The organism is Streptomyces sp. NPDC059718 (assembly GCF_042733315.1).
Lineage (GTDB): Bacteria > Actinomycetota > Actinomycetes > Streptomycetales > Streptomycetaceae > Actinacidiphila.
Genome location: NZ_JBHWGA010000015.1, coordinates 44506 through 67102, shown reverse-complemented (window position 1 = coordinate 67102; position 22597 = coordinate 44506). Strand labels below are relative to the sequence as shown.

The window sequence follows — 22597 nt, the reverse complement described above, 5'->3', positions numbered from 1 at the left end:
CTCAGCCTTCCTGAAGCGTCCGCAGGCCGTTGTCGATGAAGGCCGGGACCAGGGCGCCGATCCGGTCGAAGCCGGCGCCGAGGGTCTGGCCGAGGGTGTAGCGGTAGTGGATGCCCTCGAGGATCACCGCGAGCTTGAAGTAGGCGAAGGCGGTGTACCAGGCGACCGAGGACACGTCCCGGCCGGAGCCGGCCGCGTAGCGCTCGACCAGCTCGGCGGGGGAGGGGTGGCCGGGCGCGCCCCCGGTGACGGAGACGGGGGTGCCCGGGGTGGGGCGCAGTTCGCTGTACATGAGCAGCAGCCCGAGGTCGGTGAGCGGGTCGCCGAGGGTGGACATCTCCCAGTCGAGGATGGCCCGGACGGTGTCGTCGGCGCCGATCAGGACGTTGTCGAGGCGGTAGTCGCCGTGCACGACCGCCGCCGGCGCGGAGGCGGGCAGGCGCGTGCCGAGCAGCGCCGCGAGTTCGTCGATGCCCGCCAGCTCGCGGCTGCGCGAGGCGTCGAGCTGCTTGCCCCAGCGGCGCAGCTGCCGCTCCAGGAAGCCCTCGGGCCTGCCGAAGTCGTCCAGTCCCACCGCGCGCGGCTCCACGGCGTGCAGCGCCACCAGGGTGTCCACCAGCCGCAGCACGATGTCCCGGGTGCGCTCCGGCCCGAGCGCCGCGAGTTGTCCCTCGGTGCGGTAGGGCGTGCCCTCGACGAAGTCCATGACGTAGAAGGGCGCGCCGATGACCTCGGGGTCCTCGCAGAGCAGCACCGCCCCCGGGACGGGGACGGGGGTGTCGTGCAGGGCACTGATGACCCGGTGCTCGCGGGTCATGTCGTGCGCCGTCGCCAGGACGTGGCCGAGCGGCGGGCGCCGGACGACCCAGCGGGAGACGCCGTCGGTCACCGCGTAGGTCAGGTTCGACCGGCCGCCCTCGATGAGCTCGCCGTCGAGCGCGCCCGCCACCAGCCCGGGCCGCTCGGCGTCGAGGTGCCGCCGCAGCCGCTCCAGGTCGAGTCCCGGTGGGTTCTCCGTCCCGCTCATCCTTGCTCCTCGCCACTGCCATAGCTGTCCCGGCTATCATGCCGACCAGTCGGTATGTCGTCCAGTCCGCCGCCCCGTCCGCCGCGAAAAGCAGGTGCCCACCGTTCCCGGCGCTGCGAGACTGACGCCATGATCCCGCCCGCCGCCCTCGACTCGCTGTACGGACTGGCCCATGGCGACGCCTTCGGCGACCGGTGGTTCTTCGTCTCCCGTGAGGAGCGGGAGGGCGGCATCGCGCACCGGATCACCCCCGAGGACGTTCCCTGGTACTGGACCGACGACACCGCCCAGGCCCTGGCGCTGTTCGGGCACCTCGCGGCGCACGGCGGAACCGTCGGGCAGGACGCCCTCGCGGCCGGTCTCGCCGGGGCCTACGCCGCCGACCCCTACCGCAAGTACGGCCCCTCCATGCACGACGTCCTGCGCCGCATCGGTGCCGGGGAGCCCTGGGCGGACGTCGTGGGCGGGCAGTTCGGCGGGCAGGGTTCGTACGGCAACGGAGCCGCGATGCGGGTCGCGCCGCTGGGCGCCTGGCTCGCCGCCGACCTGGAGGGTGCCGCAGGCGCCGCCGCCGCGCAGGCGGCCGTGTCCCACCACCACCCCGAGGCCGCCGCCGGAGCCGTCGCCGTCGCGCTCGCCGCCGCCCTCGCGGCCCGCAGCCGGGGCGGCCCGGCCCCGGAGGACCTGCTGGCGGCGGTGGCCGACCGGCTCCCCGACAGCGACGTGCGCTCCGGCCTGCGCATCGCGGGCCGCTTCCCCGAGGGCACCTCGGTGCGGCACGCGGCCGAGGTCCTGGGCTCCGGTTACGGGGTCTCGGCGCAGGACACCGTCCCCTTCGCGCTGTGGTGCGCCGCGCGGCACCTGGACGACCTGGAGGGCGGCCTGTGGCACACCGTCGCCGGGTTCGGGGACATGGACACCACCTGTGCCATCGCCGGCGGGGTCATCGCCGCCCGCACCGGTGTCGCCTCGCTGCCGCCCGCCTGGCGTGCGGCGTTGGAGCCGCTGCCGGACTGGGTCCCGGCGCCGTCCGGCTGATCGGCGTAGCGCCGCCGACCTGCGCGTTCTTGACGGGCATCCGGACGCCGCCTAGGGTCGCGTTCTGGTGGACGTATGGAATTCACATACGTGAACGTGATGAACGCGAGGGGCGGCGTGCAGTGACACAGCGCAGGGACCTGACGATCACCGGGGTACGTCTCACCCCCGTCCTCATCTCCGACCCGCCGCTGCTCAACACCCAAGGCGTGCACCAGGCCTACACCCCACGCCTGATCGTCGAGGTGACCACCGCGAGCGGCGTGAGCGGGGTCGGGGAGACCTACGGCGACACCCGCTACCTCGAACCCGCCCGGCAGCTGGCGGATGCCCTGCCGGGCTGCCGCGTCGACGACCTCAACAACCTGCCGTCGCTCGCGGCGCTGGTGTGCGCGCCCCCCGAGGGGACCTCCGACGCGGTGGACGCGGGCGGACTGCGCGGTGTCCAGACCGCCGACAAATTGCTGCTCTCGGTGGTCTCGGCCTTCGAGGTGGCCTGCCTGGACGCCCTCGGCAAGGTGCTCGGGCTGCCCGTGCACGCCCTGCTCGGCGGGAAGGTCCGCGACACCGTCGACTACAGCGCCTACCTCTTCTACCGCTGGGCAGAACACCCCGGCGGCCAGGGCGAGAAGGACGACTGGGACGCCGCGCTGGACCCGGCCGGAGTGGTGGCGCAGGCCCGCAGGCTGGTGCGCGAGCACGGCTTCACCTCGTTCAAGCTGAAGGGCGGGGTGTTCGCGCCGGAGGAGGAGATCGCCGCCGTACGGGCCCTGGCGCAGGCGTTCCCCGAGCAGCCGCTGCGGCTGGACCCCAACGGCGCCTGGTCGGTGGAGACCTCGCTGCACGTGGCGCGGGAGCTCGGCGACGTCCTGGAGTACCTGGAGGACCCGGCCGCGGGCACCGCACTGATGGCCGAGGTCTCCGCCGGCACCGACGTGCCGCTCGCCACCAACATGTGCGTGACGACCTTCCCCGAGATCGCCGAGGCCTTCGCCAAGGACGCGGTCCAGATCGTGCTCTCCGACCACCACTACTGGGGCGGGCTGCGCAACACCCGCGAACTGGCCGCGATCTGCCGCACCTTCGGGGTCGGCCTTTCGATGCACTCCAACACCCACCTGGGCATCAGCCTGGCCGCCATGACCCATGTCGCCGCCACCGTGCCCGGGCTGCACCACGCCTGCGACTCCCACTACCCCTGGCAGACCGAGGACGTCATCACCCGCCGCCACGAGTTCCGCGGCGGCCGGCTGAACGTTTCCGACGCCCCGGGCCTCGGGGTGGAAGTGGACCGTACGGCCCTGGCCGCCCTGCACCGGCGCTGGCTGGACGACGACGGCACCTTCCACGAGCGCGACGACGCCGCCGCCATGCGCAAGGCCGAGCCCGGCTGGGTCACCCGCCGCTGGTGACCCGGGCGGGCCTCAGGCCAGGCACTCCGGGATCCGGCCGCCGTTCAGCACGGCCATGTCGGTGATCACGGGCATCAGGTCCAGCGGGGAGCCGAGCGGCAGGCCGTCCAGCTCCGCGTACGCGCGGTGCAGGTTGGCGACCAGCCGCTCCGGCTCGCGCAGCGTCGCGAACTCGCCGAGGTCGGCCGCCCGCGCGACCTCCATCGGCGTCCGTCCCGCCTTGTGGCCCTCCGCCGCCAGCTCGGCCACGAAGCGCAGGTAGCCCTCGACGGTGGCGTAGACCGAGGGGTCGCAGATGCCGCCGTGCCCCGGCACGACGACCTCGGCGTCGAGGGAGCGCAGCACCTCCAGGGCACGCAGCGAGCCCTCCAGCGAGCCCATGGGGACGAACGGCGCGCCGCCGTTGAAGACCAGGTCGCCGGTGAAGACGACCTTGCGCCCCGGGAGCCAGACGATCGTGTCGCCGAGGGTGTGGGCCACCCCGGGGTGCAGGAGCTGGACCTCCTCCTCGCCGACGTGGAGGGTCAGCCGGTCCTCGTAGGTGACCGTCGCCGGAAGCACCGGCACCTCGCCGTACTCCACGTCCGGCCAGATCGCGTGCAGCTGGTGCCCGGCCGCGACCTGCTCGGTGACGCACGCGGAGTGCCCGACGATCCGGGCCGCCGCCGCGAAGACGGCGTTGCCGTAGGTGTGGTCACCGTGGTGGTGGGTGTTGACCACGTGCGCGGGCATCGGCGCGCCGGAGGCGACGAGGGCCTCGCGCAGCATCAGGGCCCGGCGCTCGGTGGCGGCCGTGTCGACCAGCAGCGTCGTGTGCCCGTCGGTCACCCAGCCCGCGTTGTTGAGGCACCAGCCCCCGTCCGGCTGGACGTAGGCGTGGACCCCGGGAGCGACCTCCACGGTGAACGGGTGCTCGGTGTGCAGCTGTGACATTTTGACGCCCTTCCCTGGTCAGACGCATGGAACGTACCAGGAAAGGGCGTCCGGACGGCGACGCGGGGGCGTCGCCTACAAGACGAGCGAGAGCAGCAGGACGAAGACGATGCCGACGACGGAGATCACGGTCTCCATGGCGGACCAGGACTTCAGGGTCTGCGGGACGTTCATCCCGAAGTACTCCTTCACCAGCCAGAAGCCCGCGTCGTTGACGTGCGAGAAGAACAGCGAGCCGGCGCCGACGGCGAGCACCAGCAGTGCGGCGTGCGTCGAGGTCATGCCCTCGGCCAGCGGCGCGACCAGACCCGCGGCGGAGATGGTGGCCACGGTGGCGGAGCCGGTGGCGACCCGGATCAGGACGGCGATCAGCCAGGCCAGCAGCAGCGGCGAGATGTTCCAGCCCTCCGACCAGTTCAGGATCATGTTGCCGATGCCGGCGTCGATGAGGGTCTGCTTGAAGCCGCCGCCCGCGCCGACGATCAGCAGGATGCCGGCGATCGGGCCGAGCGACTTCTCCACCGTCGTGGAGATCCGCTCCTTGGTGAAGCCGGCCGCCCGGCCCAGGGTGAACATGCCCAGGACCACGGCGGACAGCAGGGCGATCAGCGGCGAGCCGATGACGTCGAAGATCCGGAAGACCAGGCTGCCCTGGTCGTCGACGAGGACGTCCACCAGCGCCTTGCCGAGCATCAGCACCACCGGCAGCAGCATCGTGGCCACGGTGGCGGCGAAGCCCGGACGCTTCTCCAGGTCGTCCGAGGCCCGGGTGGGGGTGAGGTGCTCGGGCGGGGTGACCTTCACCCAGCGGTCGGCGAACCGCCCGAAGAGCGGGCCGGCTATCGCGACGGTGGGCAGCGCGACGAGCACGCCGAGCGCGAGGGTGGTGCCGAGGTCGGCGTGGATGGAGTCGATCGCGGCGAGCGGGCCGGGGTGCGGCGGCACCAGTCCGTGCATCACGGACAGACCCGCCAGTGCCGGGACGCCGATCCGGATCAGGGAGTGGTTGCCGCGCCGGGCCACCAGCAGCACGACCGGGATCAGCAGCACGATGCCGACCTCGAAGAAGAGCGGCAGCCCGATCAGGCCGGCGATCAGCGCCATCGCCCACGGCAGCCGTCGTTCGCCCGTCCTGGCGAGGATCGTGTCGACGATCTGGTCGGCGCCGCCGGAGTCGGCGAGCAGCTTGCCGAGGATCGCGCCGAGCGCGATGAGGACGCCCACGCCCGCGACGGTCGTGCCGAGGCCGGTGGTGAAGCTGGTGATGGTCTTGGCGAGGGGGGCGCCCGCGACGGCACCGAGGACACCGGTGCCGATGGTGAGGGCGAGGAAGGCGTGCATCTTCCAGCGGGTGATCAGCAGGACGATCACCGCGATGCCGGCGAGCGCGGCGAGGGCGAGCCGGGTGTCGCCCGCGCTGGTGATCGGCTCCGTCGCCGCCGGGGCCGCGGCCAGCAACTCGGCACTGAGTGCAGACACGTTCTACTCCGTGGGGGGAGAGGGGGTGGGGGGAAGGGGAGGACGGGTGGTCGGGAGGGGGTTCAGCGGGGGAGCGCGGCCAGGGCGCGCTCGGTGATCTGCCGGGGACCGCCGTCGACCGGGACGACGGCACCGGCCTCGTCGGGCTCCAGCGGTTCGAGCGTCGAGAACTGGGAGTGCAGCAGGCCCGCGGGCATGAAGTGCTGCATCCGCGCCGCCAGGCGCGCGGAGATCAGTTCCTCGGAACCGTCGAGGTGGAGGAAGAACAGCCCGGGGGCGTCCTTGCGCAGCCGGTCGCGGTAGCGGCGCCGCAGCGCCGAGCAGCTGACCACGCCGCCGCGGTCGCCGCGCTCGACGATCCACGCCGCGATGGCGTCCAGCCAGGGCGCCCGGTCCTCGTCGTCCAGCGGGTGCCCGGCCGACATCTTGGCGATGTTGGCGGGCGGGTGGAAGTCGTCCGCCTCGGCGTACGGGACGCCCAGCCGCTCGGCGAGCAGCCCCCCGACGGTGGACTTGCCCGAACCGGACACGCCCATCACCACCACCAGGGGGCGGTGCGGGCCTTCCGGGCCTGCCTCGGTCATCACAGGTACCTCCTCGTCCGCATGACCGCCCCAGGAAACGCCATAGGTACTACTTATTCAAGTGTCTGAGATGAAATCGTCATACGAAGGAATCCCCGCATAGGCTGTCGCCCATGGATCGGCAGGGAGAGCACGGCGGCCTGCACGCCCGTGTACTGGCGGAACTCGGCCCCGCCATCGCCTCGGGCGCGTACCCGCCCGGCACCGTGCTGCGCATCGACGAGCTGGAGCGGCAGTACGGCGTCTCCCGCACCGTCGTCCGCGAGGCCGTACGCGTCCTGGAGGCCATGCACCTCGTCGAGTCGCGGCGCCGGGTCGGCATCACGGTGCGCCGCACCGAGGAGTGGAACGTCTTCGACCCGGCCGTCATCCGCTGGCGCCTCGCCGGTGCGGACCGGACCCGGCAACTGCGCTCGCTCACCATGCTGCGCACCGCCGTGGAGCCCGTCGCCGCAGGGCTCGCGGCGGCCGCCGCGAGCCCTGAGCAGTGCCGCGAACTGACCGTCCTCGCCGCCGAGATGGCCGCGGCCGGACGGGCCGCCGACCTCGGCGAGTACCTGGTGCACGACGTGGCCTTCCACCGCGTGATGCTCACCGCGTCCGGCAACGAGATGTTCGCCCGCCTCGGCGACGTCGTCGCGGAGGTGCTCACCGGGCGCACCGAGCACCACGTCATGTTCAGCGCCCCCGACCCGGAGGCGGTCACCCTCCACGTCCGTGTGGCCGAGGCCGTCCGCGCCCGCGACGCGCGGTCCGCGGAGCGCCTGATGCGCGAGATCTGCGTCGGCGCGCTGCGCGAACTCGACGTCCTGGCCCCCTGACCGCGCCCTGCGGCGCGCCTGTGCGGTGCCGGGGGCGGGGGGCACGGGGTCAGCCGGTGGGGCCGGCGTGGCGGAGGATCGCGTCCACGGTCTCCTCCGGGGTCTGGCGGGAGGTGTCCAGCCAGAGGCCGATCCGCGGGGTGCCCGCGCGCAGGGCGCGGTCGAGGTCGGCGGGGGTCCATGCGCCGTAGGCCCGTTTGGCCCGGCCGGCCTCGCGGGCGGCGATCGCCTCCGGGGAGGGGACGAGGACCACGACGTGCAGCGGCCGGGTGCGCAACAGGGCTATCGTGCGCGGCAGTTCGTCGCCGAGGATGACGTCCTGCAGGACGGGGGTGAACCCGGACGCCGCGTACGCGTCCGCGCTCGCCGCCGCCAGGGAGTGCCGCAGCCGCAGTTGCCGCAGCGCCTCCTCGGTCAGGCCCGCGACGTCCCCCGAGCCGTCGCCGGGCAGTGCCTCGGCCCGCCCGCCGACGATCATCCGCCGGAACGCGTCGCCCCGGACGTGCGCCGAGCGGGGCAGCCGCTCGGCCAGTGCCTGCGCCACGGTCGACTTCCCCGCTGCGGGGATCCCGGTGATCAGGAACATCGCTCGCACCTCACCGCTCTGCTCTTTCCGTCACACCGCCGGGCGCCGCGCGGCGCCCAGGGCGACTCTATGTTCGAGACACGTCAAGCGGAACGTTTCGGCGGACCGAAAACCAGGTGACCGGCCAAGATGGCGGATGGTGCACTGGGGATCATGACCGCCACGCCGGCCGCCCCGCCGCCCCAGCCGTACCGCTGGGCGCTGACGCGCGCCCGCGGCGGTGCGCCGCCGGACCGGCTCGGCACCCTGACCGAGGGCGCCGCGCGCCCCCGCCTGTGGTACCTCCCCGAACTGGCCGCGTGCACGGGGAAGGTGCTCGCCCGCACGGGCGGCGCCGACCTGTGCTTCGTCGGCCGCTCCCTGGACAGCATGTACGACCTGCTGACCGGCGCCTTCGAAGGCTCGTCCGGGGAAGGGCGGTTGCTGCGCCTGCCACTGTCGTTGCGCCTGCGCCCGGTTCCGGCGCCCGCCCACACGGCCCGCCTGCGCGAGCACCTCGCCCGCGCCGGGCTCGCGCCCCACGCCCTGGCCCGCCGCACCCGCCCGGTGGCCCTGGTCGACCTGGTCTCCGAGGGCGGCACCTACGACACGCTGTTCGCCGCCCTCGCCGACTGGGTGCGCGAGAGCCGCGAGCCGTGGCCGGTGATCCGCCGCAAGCTGCGTTTCGTCGGGGTGACGGCCCGCCGGCGGACCAGCCCCCACACCTGGCGCTGGCAGCAGCACACGGCGGGCGGCTGGGCCCGGGCCCTGCCGGCCGGGCACGTCGTCGGGGTGTCCCTGGACCCCTGGGTGTGGTCGTACCTCGGGAACGAGCAGCCCAAGCTGCAGCCGTCCTTCCCGCCGCCGCGCTGGTTCGACGCCTACGCCGCGGACCCCTGGCACGGACCGGACCTCCCGGCGGCGCTGGCCGAGTCGCTGGCCCTGGTCCAGGCGGGGCGCGGACGCCCGGTGCGCGAGGAACTGGTGCGGGTGATCGCGGGGGAACCCGGTTTCGCGGACCGCGAGGTCCGCGCCCTCGTCGCCCCACTGCGCGGCCTGACGCCGCCCCGCTCCCGTCCTCGTGCCGGCTCCCGCGCCCGGCCCGCCCGGCGCCGGGCGTAGGCCGCGCCTAGCGGTCCTTGCCGCGTGCCTCCATGACCGGGCGGAGCCGCTCCAGCAGCGCGTAGAGGGCCGCCTGCTCCGTCGCGTCCAGGGTGTCCAGCGCCCCGTGGGTGGCCTGCATCTCGTCGCGGACGCGGCGGATGGTCTCGCGCCCGAGATCGGTGGCCACGACGTTCTTGACCCGGCGGTCGCTGGCGCTCACCTCGCGGCGGACGAAGCCGTGCGCCTCGAGACGGTCGACGATGCCGGTGACGTTGGAGGCGTCGCACACCAGCCGTTCGGCCAGGCCGCGCATGGGCATCGGGCCGCCCAGCTGGGCGAGCACCTTGGCCTGCATGGAGGTCAGCCCGTGCCGGGCGGCCGCGGCGGCGAAGTCCTGCCACTGGGCGGTGCCGATGGCGGCGAGCAGCTCCAGCAGCTCGATCTTGGTGGGCTGCGCGGTCGTCGCGGCGGTCGGGGCGCTCATGTCTGCGAGTGTACTCAAAAGCTTGAAATGGTAAATCATTAGCTTGACGTCTTCAAGCGTCGGCCCCGCAGGCCGCCCCCGCCCGGGCGGCGCGCCCTCAGCGGTGCACGAGGAAGACCAGCAGCGCGCCCGCGACGGCCAGGACCAGGACGCTCAGCACGGCCCAGGCCGCCGTCCCCGGCGTCATCGCGGCGGGCCGCGCGGAGTCCAGGGCGGCGATCCGCCGCTGGGCGGTGACGGTGAACGCCAGCCACGCCAGCGCGCACAGCGAGAGCCCCAGCAGCCCGGCCGGCGGCACCCCGTGCAGCACCGCCTCGCGTCCGGCCAGCAGCGCCGCCACTGCGAAGGCCAGCGTGGTGCGCCGCCAGGCCAGCCGGGTCCGCTCGGGCTGCAGGCCCGGGTCCCGCGGGGTGTCGCCGCCCGGGGCGGCCATCAGCCCGCCCACCCCAGCGTCACCGTGAGCAGCATCGCCACGGCCACCAGGGCCACCAGCACCGCCAGCAGGGCGGGGAAGCGCGAGACGGGCAGGTCCTCCCCGCGCCGCATCGCCCGCTCGCAGCGCACCCAGTGGTTCACCGCGCGGACCGCGCACATCGCGCCGCCGACCACCAGTACCACCGCGAGCGTCACCCGGACCGGGCGGCGCAGGTCCCGCAGGAACTGGTCGACCGCGAAGCCGCCGCCCACCAGCGCGAGCGCGGTGCGCAGCCAGGCGAGGAAGGTCCGCTCGTTGGCGAGCGAGAAGCGGTAGTCCGGCGTCGTCCCCTCGGTCCGCACCCGTGCCGGGGCGAACCAGAGGGCGACCGCCCCGGCCGCGGCCCGTACACGCTTGATCACGGCCCCACAGTACCGAGCGCCATCGCGGCGGGCGCGTCCTGGGACGGGCCCCCGGCCGCCGTAGTGTATCAACTGATCCAGAAATGGTAGGCTCGCGCCATGGCGCGCACCAGGGAGTTCGACATCGACCAGGCCCTCGACCGTGCCATGGACCTGTTCTGGCGCCGCGGCTACGCGGCGACCTCGCTCCAGGACCTGCTGGCCGAGCTCTCCATCGGCAGCGGCAGCCTCTACGCCGCCTTCGGCTCCAAGGACAGGCTCTACGCCCGCGCCCTGGAGCGCTACTGCTCCCGGTACGCCGGCGGGCTCGTCGAACTGCTCGAGAACGCGGACGAGATCCGCCCCGCCGTCCGCACCGCGCTGGAGCAGATGGTCGAGGCCGACCTGGAGGACCCCGAACGGGGCTGTCTGCTGGTCAACGCCGCCACCGAGCGCGGCGACGACCCCGGCACCGTCGACCGCGTCACCGTCACCATGCGCCTGCTGGAGTCCGCCCTCGCGGCGGCGCTGGAGAAGGCGAAAGCCCGGGGGGAGCTGTCCGCCGACAAGGACCCGGTGGAACTGGCCCGCTTCCTCACCACCTTCGTCCAGGGCCTGCGCGTCGTGGGCCGGGCCCGCCTCGGCCGGGCCTTCGTCGAGGACGCCGTCGCGACCGCCCTGCGCTCCCTGGACTGAACGCGCCGGACCCGCCCGGAACCGGGGCGCCGCCCGGCGGTGTCCCCCTCACCATGGGACCGATCGTCACCGGCGTCCGCAAGCTCGTGCTCTTCGGCTGGACGGAGGCACGCTGCTGCGCCTTCGCCGTCGCGCTCATGGCGGGCGTGGCCGGCTCGCGGCTGCTGCCGCCGCTGCCCGTCGCCCGCTACGACCTGCTGCTCTGCTACGGGGTGGCGCTCAGCGCGCTGTTCTGGGCCTGCGGCTGGGAGCGCGGCCGTGACGTCGCCGTCATCGCGGTGTGCCACGCCGTCGGGCTGCTCTTCGAACTCGTCAAGGTGCACCTGGGCTCCTGGAGCTACCCCGAACCCGCGCTCACCAAGTTCGGCGGCGTCCCGCTGTACGGGGGCTTCCTCTACGCCGCCGTCGGCAGCTACGTGTGCGCGGCCTGGCGGCTGTTCGAGCTGGGCCTGACCGGCTACCGCCGCCGCGCCATGACCATCCTGGCCGCGGCGGTGTACCTCAACTTCTTCACCCACCACTGGCTGCCCGACGCGCGGTGGCTGCTGGCCGTCCTGCTGCTCTGGACGACGGCGGGCACCTGGGTGCACTTCACGGTCGACGGGGTGCGCCTGCGGATGCCGCTCGCGGTCTCCTTCGTCCTCATCGGCTTCTTCCTCTGGGTCGCCGAGAACGCCGCCACCTACGTGGGCGCCTGGGGCGCTACCCCGACCAGGAGCACGGCTGGGTGCCGGTCTCCCTCGCCAAGTTCGGCGCCTGGGCGCTGCTGATCAGCGTCACCTTCGTCGTCGCCAGTCGCGCAGCCGGTGCCAGGCCTCCAGGCCGTCGGGCACCCATTCCCACTCCGGCAGGAGGCGTTCCAGTTCCTCCTCCGTCACGAAGTCGTGCCAGGCGACCTCCTCGGCCTGCGGCACGACCGGCAGGTCGCAGCGGACCTCGTACACCCGGGACCACCAGGTGTGACCCGCCGCCGCCCCCGTCCCCTCGTACAGGAAGCTGAACAGCGCCGTCGGACGCGGCAGACCGCAGACCCCCAGCTCCTCCTCCGCCTCGCGCAGCGCCGCGTCGTCGTACGCCTCGCCCGCGCCCACCACACCGCCCACGAACATGTCGTGGAGGGAGGGGAAGACCAGCTTCTCCGCGGTGCGTTGGTGCACGAACACGCGCCCCTGGCCGTCCCTGGCGAGGACGAAGACGCAGCGGTGCCGCAGGCCGCGCGCGGTGGCCTCACCGCGCGTCTCCCGGCCGACCACCCGGTCCTGCTCGTCCACGATGTCCAGCAACTCGTCCGCCGAGCGCGGAGCGTCCTCCATGGTGCCTCCGTCCGTCGCGGTGCCCGTGGGCCGGGTACGCGCCCTCATGATCGGCCCCGGGGCGGGTTCCGGCCAAGCTGCACCGCCCGGGCCCCGGCGCCGTCGTACGCGCGCAGAATCGGGGTCATGACGACCGCTCACACGAAGGTGCCGGGTCCGGCGGGGGTGCCGCTGCTCGGGTCGATGTTCGACCTGCTGCGCGAGCCCCTCGACACCTACGAGCGCGCGCGGCGCGACCACGGGGACCTCGTCCGCTTCAGCGCCGGCCCACCGGGGCTGCGCGCCGAGGTGCACGCGGTGTTCTCACCCGAGGGCGCCCAGCAGGTGCTGGCGACCGAAGCGGCCGGCTTCCGCAAGGACAGCCCGTTCTACGAGGAGGTCCGGCAGTCCTTCGGCAACGGGCTCCTCACCAGCCAGGACACCGACTACCAGCGGCAGCGCAGGCTCCTGCAGCCGCTGTTCACCCCGCGCCGCGTCGACGGCTACGCGACCGCCGTCACCGCCGAGGCCGCCGCCCTCGTCGCCGACTGGCACGACGCGCCCGACGGCACCGTCGACGTCCTGGAGGAGATGCACGGCCTCACCCTGCGCACGATCGCCCGCGTCCTGTTCGGCGGCGCGATCGAGCCGGCCGTCGACACCGTCCGCCGCCGCATGCCGGTCGTCAACGACTACGTCCGGCGGCGCGGCTTCGCCCCGGTGCGGACCCCCCGCCACTGGCCGACCCCCGGCAACCGGAGGGCGGCGGCGGCCACCGCCGAGCTGTACGCGGTCTGCGACGCGATCATCGAGCGCCGCCGTGCGGAGGGCGGCGACGGCCAGGACCTGCTCTCCCTGCTCGCCTCGGCCCGGGACGAGGACGGACGTCCCCTCGACCCCGCCGAGATCCGCGACCAGGTGCTGATCTTCCTTCTCGCCGGCCACGAGACGACCGCCACCTCGCTCGCCTTCGCCCTCCACCTGCTCGCCCGTCACCCCGAGGATCAGGCCCGGGCCCGGGAGGAGGTCGACCGCGTCCTCGGTGGACGCGTCCCGGAGGCCGCGGACCTCGACGCCCTGCCCTACCTCACGGCGGTCCTCAAGGAGGCCATGCGCCTGTACCCGGCCGCGCCCGTCATCGGCCGCCGCTCGGTCGCCGCCGCCCGCATCGGCGGCCACCTCGTCCCGGCCGGCGCGGACGTCATCGTCGTCCCCTGGGTGATCCACCGCCATCCCGGCCACTGGCCGGAGCCCGGGCGCTTCGACCCCGGCCGCTTCACCCCGCAGGCGGAGGCCGCCCGCCACCGCTACGCCTGGCTCCCCTTCGGCGGCGGCCCCCGCGCCTGCATCGGCAGGCACTTCTCCCTGCTGGAGTCCGTGCTCGCCCTCGCCGTGCTGCTGCGCGGCCACGAACTCACCGCCGTCGACCAGGACGTCCCGCTCGGCGCCGGCATCACCCTCCAGGCCCGCGGACCGGCCCGCTGCCGCCTGACGCCCCGCGCGGGGGTGTGACCGGCGGGCCGGACCGCGCCCGGCCCCCGGGGCCGGTCCGCCGGAACCCTTCATCCGCGCACGACGGGGCCGGTAGCGTGCCGCACGCGGGCGCCGCCGCTCCGTTCGCGCCGCGACGAGGCGTGTGCGAGCGTGGCCGGAGGCGTATCCGCACACGCCGCGGGTAGGGAAACGGGCCCTGAACGGTCCTACGGGAGGCGAGTGATGAAGCGACCCAGGATCCTGGTCGTCGGCGGCGGCTTCGCGGGCATGGAGTGCGTGCACCGGCTGGAGCGGCGGCTGACCCAGGACGAGGCCGAGATCACCCTGGTCACGCCCTGGAGCCACCAGCTCTACCTGCCCCTGCTCCCGCATGTCGCCGCCGGTGTGCTGACCCCCCAGGCGGTCGCCGTCCCGCTGCGCCGCATGGTGCACCGCAGCGAGGTCATACCCGGGCGGGCGATCGGGGTCGACCCGGCCGCCAAGGCCGTCGTCATCAAGAAGATCACCGACGAGGAGCTCGTCAGGGAGTACGACTACCTCGTGCTGGCCCCCGGAAGCGTGACCCGCACCTTCGACATCCCCGGCCTCACCGAGTACGGCCGCGGCATGAAGACCCTGGCCGAGGCGGCGTACATCCGCGACCACGTCATCGCCCAGCTGGACCTGGCGTCCGCCACCACGGACCAGGCCGAGCGCGAGTCGCGGCTGCAGTTCGTCGTCGTCGGCGGCGGCTACGCGGGCACCGAGACGGCCGCGGTCCTGCAGCGGCTGACCACGGCGGCGGCCAAGCGCTACCCGCGCCTCGATCCGGCCCTCATCAAGTGGCACCTGATCGACATCGCGCCCCGCCTGATGCCCGAACTCGGTGAGAAGCTCGGCCTGAAGGCGCTGCAGATCGTCAGCGAGCGCGGGGTCGAGGTCTCGCTCGGCGTGTCCGTCGCCGAGGTCACCCCCGACACCGTGACCTTCACCGACGGGCGCAAGCTGCCCTGCCGCACCCTCATCTGGACCGCCGGCGTCGTCTCCAGCCCCCTGGTGGCCACGCTGGGCACCGAGACCGTCAAGGGCCGGCTCGTCACCGACCCCGAGATGTGCATCCCCGGCGCCGACGGGGTCTTCGCCCTCGGTGACTCGGCCGCCGTCCCCGACCTCGACGTGGGCGGTGGCGCGGTCTGCCCGCCCACCGCCCAGCACGCCATGCGGCAGGGCAAGGCCGTCGCCGAGAACGTCGTCGCGGCACTGCGCGGCCGCCCCCTTCAGCCGTACCGGCACAAGGACCTCGGACTCGTCGTCGACCTCGGCGGGGTCGAGGCGGTCTCCAAGCCGCTCGGCATCCCGCTCAGCGGCCTCCCCGCCCAGGTCGTCGCCCGCGGCTACCACCTCGGTGCGCTGCGCACCTTCCCCGCGCGCTTCCGTGCCGCAGCGGGCTGGTTCCTCAACGCCGTTGCCGGGGACGACTTCGTCCGCACCGGCTTCCAGGCCCGCAGGCCGGCCGCGCTGAAGGACTTCGAGGTCACCGACATCTACCTCTCGCCGGAGGAGATCCGCCGCCACGTCGAGTCGCTGCGCGCGACGGCCGTCTGACCGCCCCACACGTGCACCGCCCCCACCCACATCTGAACACCCACATCTGAACACCGACACCGCTGACGGCGAGGGACATGACCCAGCGACGTGAGACCCTGCGCATCGCCAACTGCTCCGGCTTCTACGGCGACCGCCTATCGGCCGCCCGCGAGATGGTCGAGGGCGGCCCGATCGACGTACTGACCGGCGACTACCTCGCCGAGCTGACGATGCTGCTGCTCTGGAAGGCCCGGCAGCGCGACCCCGAGGCCGGCTACGCCCTGTCCTTCCTCGCCCAGATGGGCGACGTCCTCGCCACCTGCCTGGACCGCGGCATCAAGATCGTCGTCAACGCGGGCGGGCTCAACCCCGCAGGTCTTGCCGCGAAGCTCCGCGAACTGGCCGCCCTGGCGGGGCTGAACCCCTCCGTCGCCCACCTGGAGGGCGACGACCTGCTCGACCGGCTGCCCGGACTCCAGCGCGAGGGCCACCCGTTCGCCCACCTGGCCACCGGACTACCGCTCGCCGACGCGGACGTGCGCCCGCTCACCGCCAACGCCTACCTCGGCGCCTGGGGCATCACCGAGGCGCTGCGCGCCGGGGCCGACGTCGTCATCTGCGGCCGCGTCACCGACGCCTCCCTGGTGGTCGGTCCCGCCGCCTGGGCCTTCGACTGGGCCACCGACGACTGGGACCGGCTCGCGGGCGCGGTCACCGCCGGGCACATCATCGAGTGCGGGGCCCAGGCCACCGGCGGCAACTACTCCTTCTTCACCGAGGTCGAACGGCCCGTGCGCCCCGGCTTCCCCATCGCCGAGCTGCGGCCCGACGGCTCCAGCGTCATCACCAAGCACGCGGGCACCGGGGGAGCGGTCACCGTCGACACGGTCACCGCCCAGCTGCTGTACGAGATCGACCGCCCCGCCTACCTCAACCCCGACGTCGTCACCCGCTTCGACACCGTGACCCTGGAACAGGAGGGTCCCGACCGGGTCCTGGTCTCCGGCGCCCGCGGCGAACCCGCCCCCGACACCCTCAAGGTCTGCCTCAACCACCACGGCGGCTACCGCAACACGGCCACCTTCGTGCTCACCGGCCCCGACATCGAGGCCAAGGTCCGGTTCGCCGAGGCGTCCCTGCTCGACGCGACCGGCGGCCCGTCCGGCTTCGGGACGTACGACGTCCGCACCGAGCCCACCGCCACCGGCGCCCGGCTCACCCTCACCGTCAAGGATCCCGACAAGGACAAGGTCGGCCGCGCCCTGTTCGGCGCCGTCGTCGGCACCGGCCTGTCCACCGCGCCCGGGCTGCACATGGAGCACTTCTCGCCCAGGCCCACCGAGTACGGCGTCCACTGGCCGGCCCTCGTCCCCGCCGCCCTCGTCCACCCCGAGGTCGTGCTGCAGGACGGCACCCGCGTCCCCGTGCCGCGCCCGCCCGTCACGTCGGTACGCGTCCCCGCGCAGCCCCCGGCCCCGCCCGGCCGGCCGGCCGAGGGCCCCACCGTGCGCGCCCCGCTGGGCCTGCTCGTCGGCGCCCGCTCCGGCGACAAGGGCGGCGACGCCAACGTCGGCCTGTGGGCCCGCGACGACGCCGCCTACGGCTGGCTGCGCGGCTGGCTGGACGTCGAACGGCTGCGCGCCCTGCTCCCGGAGACCGCCAAACTCGCCGTCAGCCGTTACGAGCTGCCCAACCTGCGCGCCCTGAACTTCGTCGTCCACGGCCTGCTCGGCGACGGCGTCGCCGCCTCCACCCGCCCCGACCCGCAGGCCAAGGGGCTCGGCGAGTACCTGCGCGGGCTGGAGGCCGACATCCCCGCGGTGCTCGTCCCCGCGCCGCGCCGCGGGGCATGATCGCGCCATGAGCAACCTCGACCTCCATCCCGCGCCCGCCACGTGCGGCGGGCGTGCGGACGTGTCCGCGAAACCCGTCCACGACCTGCTCACCGGACGCCTCGTGCCGCTCGGCGAGAGCAGCGTCGTACGCCGTCTGCTGCCCAACCTGGGCCGCCGCATGGTCGGCGCCTGGTGCTTCGTCGACCACTACGGTCCCGACGACATCGCCGACCAGCCCGGCATGCAGGTGCCCCCGCACCCGCACATCGGGCTGCAGACCGTCAGCTGGCTCCACGAGGGCGAGGTTCTGCACCGGGACACCCTCGGCAGCCTGCAGACCGTGCGGCCGAGGGAACTCGGCCTGATGACCTCGGGCCGGGGCATCGCCCACTCGGAGGAGTCCCCGCGCGAGCACGCCCGCCTCCTGCACGGCGCCCAGTTGTGGGTCGCCCTCCCGGACGCGGCCCGGCACCGCGAGCCCGCCTTCGAGCACCACGCCGACCTGCCGGTGCTGCGGGGCGGGGGCGTCGGGAGCGGCCTCACCGCCACGGTGATCCTCGGCGAGGTGGACGGCGCGGCCTCGCCCGGCACCGTGCACACGCCCCTCGTCGGCGCCGACCTCGCCCTCGCCGCGGGCACCGACGTGACGCTGCCGCTGGAGCGGGACTTCGAGTACGCGGTCCTGTCGATGTCCGGCCGGGCCGACGTCGACGGCGTGCCCGTCGAGGCCGGTTCGATGCTCTACCTGGGCTGCGGCCGCACCGGACTGCCGCTGCGCGCGGAGGTCGACGCGGGCCTGATGCTGCTCGGCGGCGAGCCGTTCGAGGAGAGGCTCGTCATGTGGTGGAACTTCGTCGCCCGCGACGGCGAGGAGATCGCCCGTGCCCGCGAGGAGTGGAACACCGGCAGCGCCTTCGGCACCGTGCACGGCTACGACGGCGACCGCCTCCTCGCCCCGGAACTCCCCGAGACCCCCCTCAAGCCCCGCGGCCGCGAACGCTGACCGCTGCGCGGCGAGCCGGTCAAGCGGCCCCGGCCGCCGCGCACGGGCCGCGCGAACTCGCCCACGGTGCCGGCCCCCTGGTCGGCGTTCGGTTTCCCGAGACCGCCGTCAGACGCGGAAGACCGCCCCGACGAACTCCGTCAGCAGCCGTTCCTTGAGCGGTACGGGCAGTGCGTCGAGCAGCGCCAGTACCGGGGCCATCCGGCGGGGCAGCCCGGTGCCGCCGCCCATGCCGGCGAAGGCCAGGACCGCCTCCACCTCCTGCGGTCCCAGGGTGGACGGGTCGAGTTCCGCAGCGAACCGCGCGACCGCCGGGTCCACCGTCACCGGGTCCAGGGCGCGTGCCGCCTTCAACGCCGCGTCCAGGTCGGTGAGGAGCGCGTCCACCAGACCGGCCGCCGCGGGGGTCAGGGTCAGGTGCAGATTGGGCGGCAGCCCGTCGTAGGACAGCTGCGGCTGCAGGTACCAGCCGCGTTCGCGCATCTCGTCGGCGAGGTGGAGGAGCAGGCTCAGGTCCGGCGTGCCGTCGGCGCCGAGCAGTGTGAACGCGACGAGCCCGGCCTGGGGATCGCCCAGCACCCGCACGCCCTCGACGGCGCGCAGCGCCGGCAGCAGCCGGTCGGCGGCCGCGGCGGTGCGCTCGGCCAGCGCGCGGTAGCCGTCCTCGCCGATGTGCCGTTGCACGGCCCACGCCTGGGCCAGCAGCCCGGCCGACTTGGTGCCCTGCACGGTGGGGTTGACCACGGGGTAGCCCGGCCAGCCGGCGTGGGCGAAGTACTGGTGGCGGCGCAGCTCGGCGTCCCGGTAGAGCACCACGGAGGCGCCCTTGTCGGCGTAGCCGTACTTGTGCAGGTCCACCGAGAGCGAGGTCACCCCGGGCACCGACAGGTCGAAGGCCGGCACGTCCCGCCCGGCGCGCCGCAGGTAGGGCAGCAGCCAGCCGCCGATGCACGCGTCGACGTGGCAGAGCACGCCACGGCCGGCCGCCGCGGCGGCGATCTCCGCGACCGGGTCGACCACCCCGTGGGCGTACGAGGGGGCCGAGGCCACCACCAGCGCCGTGCGGTCGGTGATCGCGGCCGCCACGGCCGCCGCGTCGGCCCGCAGCGTGTCCGGCTCCACCGGCACCACCACGGTCTCCAGGCCCAGGTAGGCGGCGGCCTTGTGGAAGGCGGCGTGCGAGGTGGAGGGCAGCACCAGCTGCGGCGCGGTCACCGCGCGCACCGCGCGGGCGTGGTCCCGGGCGGTCTTCACCGCCAGCAGGATCGACTCGGTGCCGCCGCTGGTGAAGGAGCCCTGGGCACCGGGCGTGCCCAGCAGTGCCACGGCGGCGGCGATCAGGTCGTTCTCCAGCCGGGCGACGCTGGGGAAGACCGTCATGTCCAGCCCGTTGACGGTGGCGAACACCGCGTACGCCGAGGCGGCCAGCTCGTCCACGCCGGACAGCCCGGAGTCGTAGACGTACGCGAAGGTGCGGCCGCCGCGGGTGGGGGCGTCGTCCGCGCGCAGCTCACGCAGCTGCGCCAGCACCTCGCCGGCGGGGCGGCCCTGGGGGAGGGCGGGGGAGGGAACGGGCTCAGTGGGCATGGTCGTCGGTGTCCTCGGGCGGGTCGGTGCGGGCGGGGGTCTGCGGGGCCGGGCCGGAGTCCACGGGGTCCTCCCGGTAGCGGTGGAGCAGCCACAGGCTCGCGGCGGCGAGCACCGCGGGGAGCACGCTCATGCCGGCGGTGATGCCGGTCAGGGCCGAGTCCGGCTGGTCGACGTGGTGCGCGGCGTCCGAGGAACGGAACCCGCTCACCGCCAGCACCAGCGCGAACGCCCCGGCGCCCAGCGCGAACGCCAGCGTCTCCGCGGCCGTCCACAGCCCGGTGAAGGTGGCCGCCCTGCGCCGCCCGGTACGGACCGCGTCCGCGGCCAGGGTGTCGGCGAGCATCGTCAGCGGCAGCAACTGCAGCCCCGCGTAGGCGACCCCGACGGCCGCGACCGCCGGGTAGCCGAGCCCCGGCCCCGCGTACGGGGTGAGGGCCAGCAGGGCGGCACCGGCCACGAAGAGCAGGGACGCGCACCACTGCGCGTACGTCACGCCGCGCGTCCGGGCCAGCCGGTTCCACAGCGGCATCACCAGCACCAGCGGGCCGATCATGCAGACGAACAGCGGGGTGACGGCCCTCGCCGAGCCGAGGGTGTACGTGGCGAAGTACTGGACCCCGGACAGCATGATCCCCACGGCGAGCGCCTGCAGCGTCCACATCCCCACCAGGAACAGGAACGGCCGGTTGTCGCGGGCCGCCGCCAACTGCGCCCGCAGCGAAGCCTCCGACTCGCTGCGGGCGACCGACGGCGCGTGCCGGGTGAAGCGCCAGGCGCCGAGCATCCCCACCAGCAGCAGGACCGCCACGACCGCCCCCATCAGCCGGTAGCTCGCGGGCGTGTCGCCGTACCCGTGGGCGACCGCGGGGGCCAGCGCGCCCGACAACAGGATCGCCACCCCGAGGAACGCCACGCGCCAGCCCAGCACCCGGGCGCGCTCGCCGGGGTCCTCCGTCATCTCGGCGGGCATGGTCACGTACGGCACCTGGAAGACGGCGTAGGCGGTGGCGGCCAGCAGGAAGACCACCGCCACGTAGCCCGCGGCGGCGGCCCCGCGCAGCGGCGGCGCCGCGAAGACCAGCGCGAACAGCGGCGGCAGCGTGAGCGCCCCGGCCAGCAGGAACGGCCGCCGGGAGCCGTCCTGCAGCCGGCTGCGGTCGGCGGCCGCGCCCACCAGGGGGTTGACCAGCACGTCCCACGCCTTGGGGAGGAAGACGGCCGCGCCCGCCACGGCCGCCGGGACGGCCAGCACATTGGTGAGGTAGTAGAGCAGGATCAGGCCCGGCACCGTGCCGAAGGTGCCGGTGCCCAGCGATCCCAGGCCGTAGCCGATCCGCACCTGCCGGGGCAGTGGCGGGGCGGACGCTCGGCCGGCGTCCTCGGCGGGTGCGGAGGGCAGCGTCTCGGACATGGCTCCCCTGCGGGTCCGGGTCGACTCGGGGCGGCGTACGCGACGGCGCGGCGTGCCGTGGCCGGACGCCGCGCCGTCAGGCGTAGGAGATCACGCCGACCCGGGACTCGGACAGACCCCTGAACAGGTCAGTTCACGAAAAGGGCCGGTCCCGCCACCACCCGGCCGGCGACCTCGCCGAAGCCGATCCGGGTGCCGTCCGGCCCCGGGGCGGTCGCCGAGATGACGAGTTCGTCGCCGTCCTCCAGGAACGTCCGCTTCGTGCCGTCCGACAGCACCAGCGGCTCCTCGCCGTTCCACGTCAGCTCGATCAGCGCGCCCCGCTGGTCGCGCCGCGGGCCGCTGATGGTCCCCGAGGCGAAGAGGTCGCCCGCCCGCAACGAGGCGCCGTTCACGGTCATGTGGGTGAGCATCTGGGCGTACGTCCAGTACATGGTGGAGAACGGCGGACGGGAGACGACCTCGCCCCGCAGCCGGACCTCCACGGCGATGTCGAGCCCGCGCGGCTGTGTCCCGGCGTCCCGGTCGTCCAGGTAGGGCAGGATCCCCACGTCGTGCGGCGGGGGGTCGACGCGCGCCGCCGACAGCGCGTCGAGGGGGACGACCCACGGGGAGACGGAGGTCGCGAACGACTTCCCGAGGAACGGGCCGAGCGGCACGGTCTCCCAGGCCTGGATGTCGCGGGCGGACCAGTCGTTGAGCAGGCAGACCCCGAAGACGTGCTCCTCGGCCGCAGCCAGCGGCACCGGCTCGCCCTGCGCGGTCGGGCCGCCGACGACGAAGCCGAGCTCGGCCTCGAAGTCCAGCCGTTCGCACGGCCCGAAGGACGGGGCGGCCAGGGCGGCGCCCCTGCGCTGCCCGTTCGGCCGGACCACCGGCGTCCCCGACACGACGATCGTGCCGCTGCGGCCGTGGTAACCGATCGGCAGGTGCTTCCAGTTGGGGGGCAGCGGCTCCCCGTCCGGGCGGAAGATCCGGCCGACGTTCGTGGCGTGGTGCTCCGAGGCGTAGAAGTCGACGTAGTCCGCGACGTCGAACGCGAGGTGGAGCGTGACGGAGCCGCGCGGCAGCAGGTGCGGCTCGACGGCAACCCGGTGGGCCTCGTCCGTCAGCCATGCGGTGACCAGCGACCGCACCGCCGTCCAGGCCGAACGCCCGGCCGCCAGCAGCGGGTTGAGCGTCGGCGCCGTCAGCAGCCCGGCCTCCGGCCCGGCCGTTCCCGCTCCGGCGGCGCGCGCGGCGGCGCCCGCGTCGAGTACGTGGTCTCCGATCGCGACGCCGATCCGGCGTTCCTGCGGACGGTCCGCGGTGGTGAACACCCCGTACGGCAGATTGTGGACGCCGAAGGGGGAGTCGTCCGGCACGGCGACCCAGGTGGGGGCGGCCATGGCACCTCCAGATACGTCGGGGCCGCGCTTCCTCGCGCGGTCGGCTCACCCTAACGTCC

The 22597-nt window shown here is 74.2% G+C and carries 21 protein-coding genes and 1 pseudogene; 10 read left to right on the top strand and 12 right to left on the bottom strand.

Features of this window, described 5'->3' with window-relative positions:
• Position 1 precedes the first annotated feature (1 nt).
• Positions 2–1027, bottom strand: coding sequence for a phosphotransferase family protein (locus tag ACFV3E_RS18745; protein WP_500535616.1), 1026 nt, complete (start codon positions 1025–1027; stop codon positions 2–4).
• Between the two features lie 129 nt (positions 1028–1156).
• Here ACFV3E_RS18745 and ACFV3E_RS18740 point away from each other — a divergent pair, with 129 nt between their 5' ends.
• Together ACFV3E_RS18740 and ACFV3E_RS18735 are read left to right on the top strand one after the other, a co-directional pair.
• Positions 1157–2065, top strand: a complete 909-nt coding sequence (locus tag ACFV3E_RS18740; protein WP_500535615.1) for an ADP-ribosylglycohydrolase family protein — start codon at positions 1157–1159, stop codon at positions 2063–2065.
• A 122-nt stretch (positions 2066–2187) separates the two neighbouring features.
• Positions 2188–3477 carry a glucarate dehydratase family protein gene (locus ACFV3E_RS18735; RefSeq protein ID WP_500535614.1) on the top strand — a complete coding sequence of 430 codons (1290 nt, stop codon included), beginning with the start codon at positions 2188–2190 and terminating at the stop codon, positions 3475–3477.
• A gap of 12 nt (positions 3478–3489) precedes the next feature.
• On the opposite strand, the gene ACFV3E_RS18730 is transcribed toward ACFV3E_RS18735, so the two are convergent.
• The 3 genes from ACFV3E_RS18730 to ACFV3E_RS18720 all read right to left on the bottom strand — a co-directional run bounded on the left by ACFV3E_RS18730 (position 3490) and on the right by ACFV3E_RS18720 (position 6473).
• On the bottom strand, positions 3490–4410 hold the full coding sequence (locus ACFV3E_RS18730; RefSeq protein ID WP_500535613.1) for an MBL fold metallo-hydrolase: 921 nt from the start codon (positions 4408–4410) through the stop codon (positions 3490–3492).
• A gap of 75 nt (positions 4411–4485) precedes the next feature.
• Positions 4486–5889, bottom strand: a complete 1404-nt coding sequence (locus ACFV3E_RS18725) for a GntP family permease (RefSeq protein ID WP_500535612.1) — start codon at positions 5887–5889, stop codon at positions 4486–4488.
• Positions 5890–5951: 62 nt separating this feature from the next.
• Positions 5952–6473 carry a gluconokinase gene (locus ACFV3E_RS18720; protein WP_500535611.1) on the bottom strand — a complete coding sequence of 174 codons (522 nt, stop codon included), beginning with the start codon at positions 6471–6473 and terminating at the stop codon, positions 5952–5954.
• Between the two features lie 113 nt (positions 6474–6586).
• Between ACFV3E_RS18720 and ACFV3E_RS18715 the strand changes: the two genes are divergently transcribed.
• On the top strand, positions 6587–7294 hold the full coding sequence (locus ACFV3E_RS18715; RefSeq protein WP_500535610.1) for a FadR/GntR family transcriptional regulator: 708 nt from the start codon (positions 6587–6589) through the stop codon (positions 7292–7294).
• A gap of 49 nt (positions 7295–7343) precedes the next feature.
• Here the strand turns inward: ACFV3E_RS18715 and ACFV3E_RS18710 are convergent, their stop codons facing one another.
• Complete coding sequence (locus ACFV3E_RS18710) at positions 7344–7880, bottom strand: nucleoside/nucleotide kinase family protein (protein ID WP_499510995.1); 537 nt, start codon at positions 7878–7880, stop codon at positions 7344–7346.
• Positions 7881–8033: 153 nt separating this feature from the next.
• Between ACFV3E_RS18710 and ACFV3E_RS18705 the strand changes: the two genes are divergently transcribed.
• Entirely contained in the window at positions 8034–8981 is a 948-nt protein-coding gene (locus ACFV3E_RS18705; RefSeq protein WP_500535609.1) for a hypothetical protein, read from the top strand.
• A 7-nt stretch (positions 8982–8988) separates the two neighbouring features.
• Here the strand turns inward: ACFV3E_RS18705 and ACFV3E_RS18700 are convergent, their stop codons facing one another.
• The 3 genes from ACFV3E_RS18700 to ACFV3E_RS18690 form a co-directional block, all read right to left on the bottom strand.
• Entirely contained in the window at positions 8989–9447 is a 459-nt protein-coding gene (locus ACFV3E_RS18700) for a MarR family winged helix-turn-helix transcriptional regulator (RefSeq protein ID WP_500370390.1), read from the bottom strand.
• Between the two features lie 97 nt (positions 9448–9544).
• A complete protein-coding gene (locus ACFV3E_RS18695) occupies positions 9545–9880 on the bottom strand; it encodes a DUF202 domain-containing protein (RefSeq protein ID WP_500535608.1) in 336 nt (111 codons plus the stop codon).
• Positions 9880–10284 carry a YidH family protein gene (locus ACFV3E_RS18690; protein WP_500370392.1) on the bottom strand — a complete coding sequence of 135 codons (405 nt, stop codon included), beginning with the start codon at positions 10282–10284 and terminating at the stop codon, positions 9880–9882. Before ACFV3E_RS18690 ends, ACFV3E_RS18695 begins: the two co-directional genes overlap by 1 nt.
• A gap of 99 nt (positions 10285–10383) precedes the next feature.
• Between ACFV3E_RS18690 and ACFV3E_RS18685 the strand changes: the two genes are divergently transcribed.
• Both ACFV3E_RS18685 and ACFV3E_RS18680 read left to right on the top strand, forming a co-directional pair.
• On the top strand, positions 10384–10959 hold the full coding sequence (locus ACFV3E_RS18685; protein ID WP_500535607.1) for a TetR/AcrR family transcriptional regulator: 576 nt from the start codon (positions 10384–10386) through the stop codon (positions 10957–10959).
• A gap of 53 nt (positions 10960–11012) precedes the next feature.
• Positions 11013–11785, top strand: a pseudogene (locus ACFV3E_RS18680) (DUF817 domain-containing protein); the annotation flags it as partial.
• On the opposite strand, the gene ACFV3E_RS18675 reads toward ACFV3E_RS18680, so the two are convergent.
• Complete coding sequence (locus ACFV3E_RS18675) at positions 11736–12272, bottom strand: NUDIX hydrolase (RefSeq protein ID WP_500535606.1); 537 nt, start codon at positions 12270–12272, stop codon at positions 11736–11738. The pseudogene ACFV3E_RS18680 and the gene ACFV3E_RS18675 sit on opposite strands and share 50 nt — an antisense overlap.
• 126 nt (positions 12273–12398) lie before the next feature.
• On the opposite strand from ACFV3E_RS18675, the gene ACFV3E_RS18670 reads away from it, so the two are divergent.
• The 4 genes from ACFV3E_RS18670 to ACFV3E_RS18655 all read left to right on the top strand — a co-directional run bounded on the left by ACFV3E_RS18670 (position 12399) and on the right by ACFV3E_RS18655 (position 18149).
• Positions 12399–13763, top strand: coding sequence for a cytochrome P450 (locus tag ACFV3E_RS18670; protein ID WP_500535605.1), 1365 nt, complete (start codon positions 12399–12401; stop codon positions 13761–13763).
• A 204-nt stretch (positions 13764–13967) separates the two neighbouring features.
• Positions 13968–15329, top strand: a complete 1362-nt coding sequence (locus ACFV3E_RS18665; protein WP_500535604.1) for an NAD(P)/FAD-dependent oxidoreductase — start codon at positions 13968–13970, stop codon at positions 15327–15329.
• A gap of 77 nt (positions 15330–15406) precedes the next feature.
• Positions 15407–17164 (top strand): acyclic terpene utilization AtuA family protein, encoded by a 1758-nt coding sequence (locus ACFV3E_RS18660; RefSeq protein ID WP_500535603.1) that lies wholly within the window; start codon positions 15407–15409, stop codon positions 17162–17164.
• A gap of 7 nt (positions 17165–17171) precedes the next feature.
• Positions 17172–18149, top strand: a complete 978-nt coding sequence (locus tag ACFV3E_RS18655; protein ID WP_500535602.1) for a pirin family protein — start codon at positions 17172–17174, stop codon at positions 18147–18149.
• A gap of 108 nt (positions 18150–18257) precedes the next feature.
• Here ACFV3E_RS18655 and ACFV3E_RS18650 read toward each other — a convergent pair whose 3' ends face one another.
• The 3 genes from ACFV3E_RS18650 to fahA form a co-directional block, all read right to left on the bottom strand.
• Entirely contained in the window at positions 18258–19736 is a 1479-nt protein-coding gene (locus ACFV3E_RS18650; protein WP_500535601.1) for a pyridoxal phosphate-dependent decarboxylase family protein, read from the bottom strand.
• Entirely contained in the window at positions 19726–21150 is a 1425-nt protein-coding gene (locus ACFV3E_RS18645; protein WP_500535600.1) for an MFS transporter, read from the bottom strand. The genes ACFV3E_RS18650 and ACFV3E_RS18645 overlap by 11 nt, the downstream gene beginning before the upstream one ends.
• Before the next feature lie 128 nt (positions 21151–21278).
• Positions 21279–22538: a fumarylacetoacetase gene (gene fahA, locus ACFV3E_RS18640; RefSeq protein WP_500535599.1), complete on the bottom strand. Its 1260-nt coding sequence runs from the start codon at positions 22536–22538 to the stop codon at positions 21279–21281.
• Positions 22539–22597 lie beyond the last annotated feature (59 nt).

Bases quoted from the DNA above. Each gene is read 5' to 3' on its own strand.
- ACFV3E_RS18650 (WP_500535601.1), bottom strand. From the start codon at position 19,736: ATGCCCACTGAGCCCGTTCCCTCCCCCGCCCTCCCCCAGGGCCGCCCC.
- ACFV3E_RS18685 (WP_500535607.1), top strand. From the start codon at position 10,384: ATGGCGCGCACCAGGGAGTTCGACATCGACCAGGCCCTCGACCGTGCC.
- ACFV3E_RS18730 (WP_500535613.1), bottom strand. From the start codon at position 4,410: ATGTCACAGCTGCACACCGAGCACCCGTTCACCGTGGAGGTCGCTCCC.
- ACFV3E_RS18700 (WP_500370390.1), bottom strand. From the start codon at position 9,447: ATGAGCGCCCCGACCGCCGCGACGACCGCGCAGCCCACCAAGATCGAG.
- ACFV3E_RS18645 (WP_500535600.1), bottom strand. From the start codon at position 21,150: ATGTCCGAGACGCTGCCCTCCGCACCCGCCGAGGACGCCGGCCGAGCG.
- ACFV3E_RS18695 (WP_500535608.1), bottom strand. From the start codon at position 9,880: ATGGCCGCCCCGGGCGGCGACACCCCGCGGGACCCGGGCCTGCAGCCC.
- fahA (WP_500535599.1), bottom strand. From the start codon at position 22,538: ATGGCCGCCCCCACCTGGGTCGCCGTGCCGGACGACTCCCCCTTCGGC.
- ACFV3E_RS18670 (WP_500535605.1), top strand. From the start codon at position 12,399: ATGACGACCGCTCACACGAAGGTGCCGGGTCCGGCGGGGGTGCCGCTG.
- ACFV3E_RS18675 (WP_500535606.1), bottom strand. From the start codon at position 12,272: ATGGAGGACGCTCCGCGCTCGGCGGACGAGTTGCTGGACATCGTGGAC.
- ACFV3E_RS18705 (WP_500535609.1), top strand. From the start codon at position 8,034: ATGACCGCCACGCCGGCCGCCCCGCCGCCCCAGCCGTACCGCTGGGCG.
- ACFV3E_RS18665 (WP_500535604.1), top strand. From the start codon at position 13,968: ATGAAGCGACCCAGGATCCTGGTCGTCGGCGGCGGCTTCGCGGGCATG.
- ACFV3E_RS18655 (WP_500535602.1), top strand. From the start codon at position 17,172: ATGAGCAACCTCGACCTCCATCCCGCGCCCGCCACGTGCGGCGGGCGT.
- ACFV3E_RS18720 (WP_500535611.1), bottom strand. From the start codon at position 6,473: ATGACCGAGGCAGGCCCGGAAGGCCCGCACCGCCCCCTGGTGGTGGTG.
- ACFV3E_RS18660 (WP_500535603.1), top strand. From the start codon at position 15,407: ATGACCCAGCGACGTGAGACCCTGCGCATCGCCAACTGCTCCGGCTTC.
- ACFV3E_RS18745 (WP_500535616.1), bottom strand. From the start codon at position 1,027: ATGAGCGGGACGGAGAACCCACCGGGACTCGACCTGGAGCGGCTGCGG.
- ACFV3E_RS18740 (WP_500535615.1), top strand. From the start codon at position 1,157: ATGATCCCGCCCGCCGCCCTCGACTCGCTGTACGGACTGGCCCATGGC.
- ACFV3E_RS18710 (WP_499510995.1), bottom strand. From the start codon at position 7,880: ATGTTCCTGATCACCGGGATCCCCGCAGCGGGGAAGTCGACCGTGGCG.
- ACFV3E_RS18715 (WP_500535610.1), top strand. From the start codon at position 6,587: ATGGATCGGCAGGGAGAGCACGGCGGCCTGCACGCCCGTGTACTGGCG.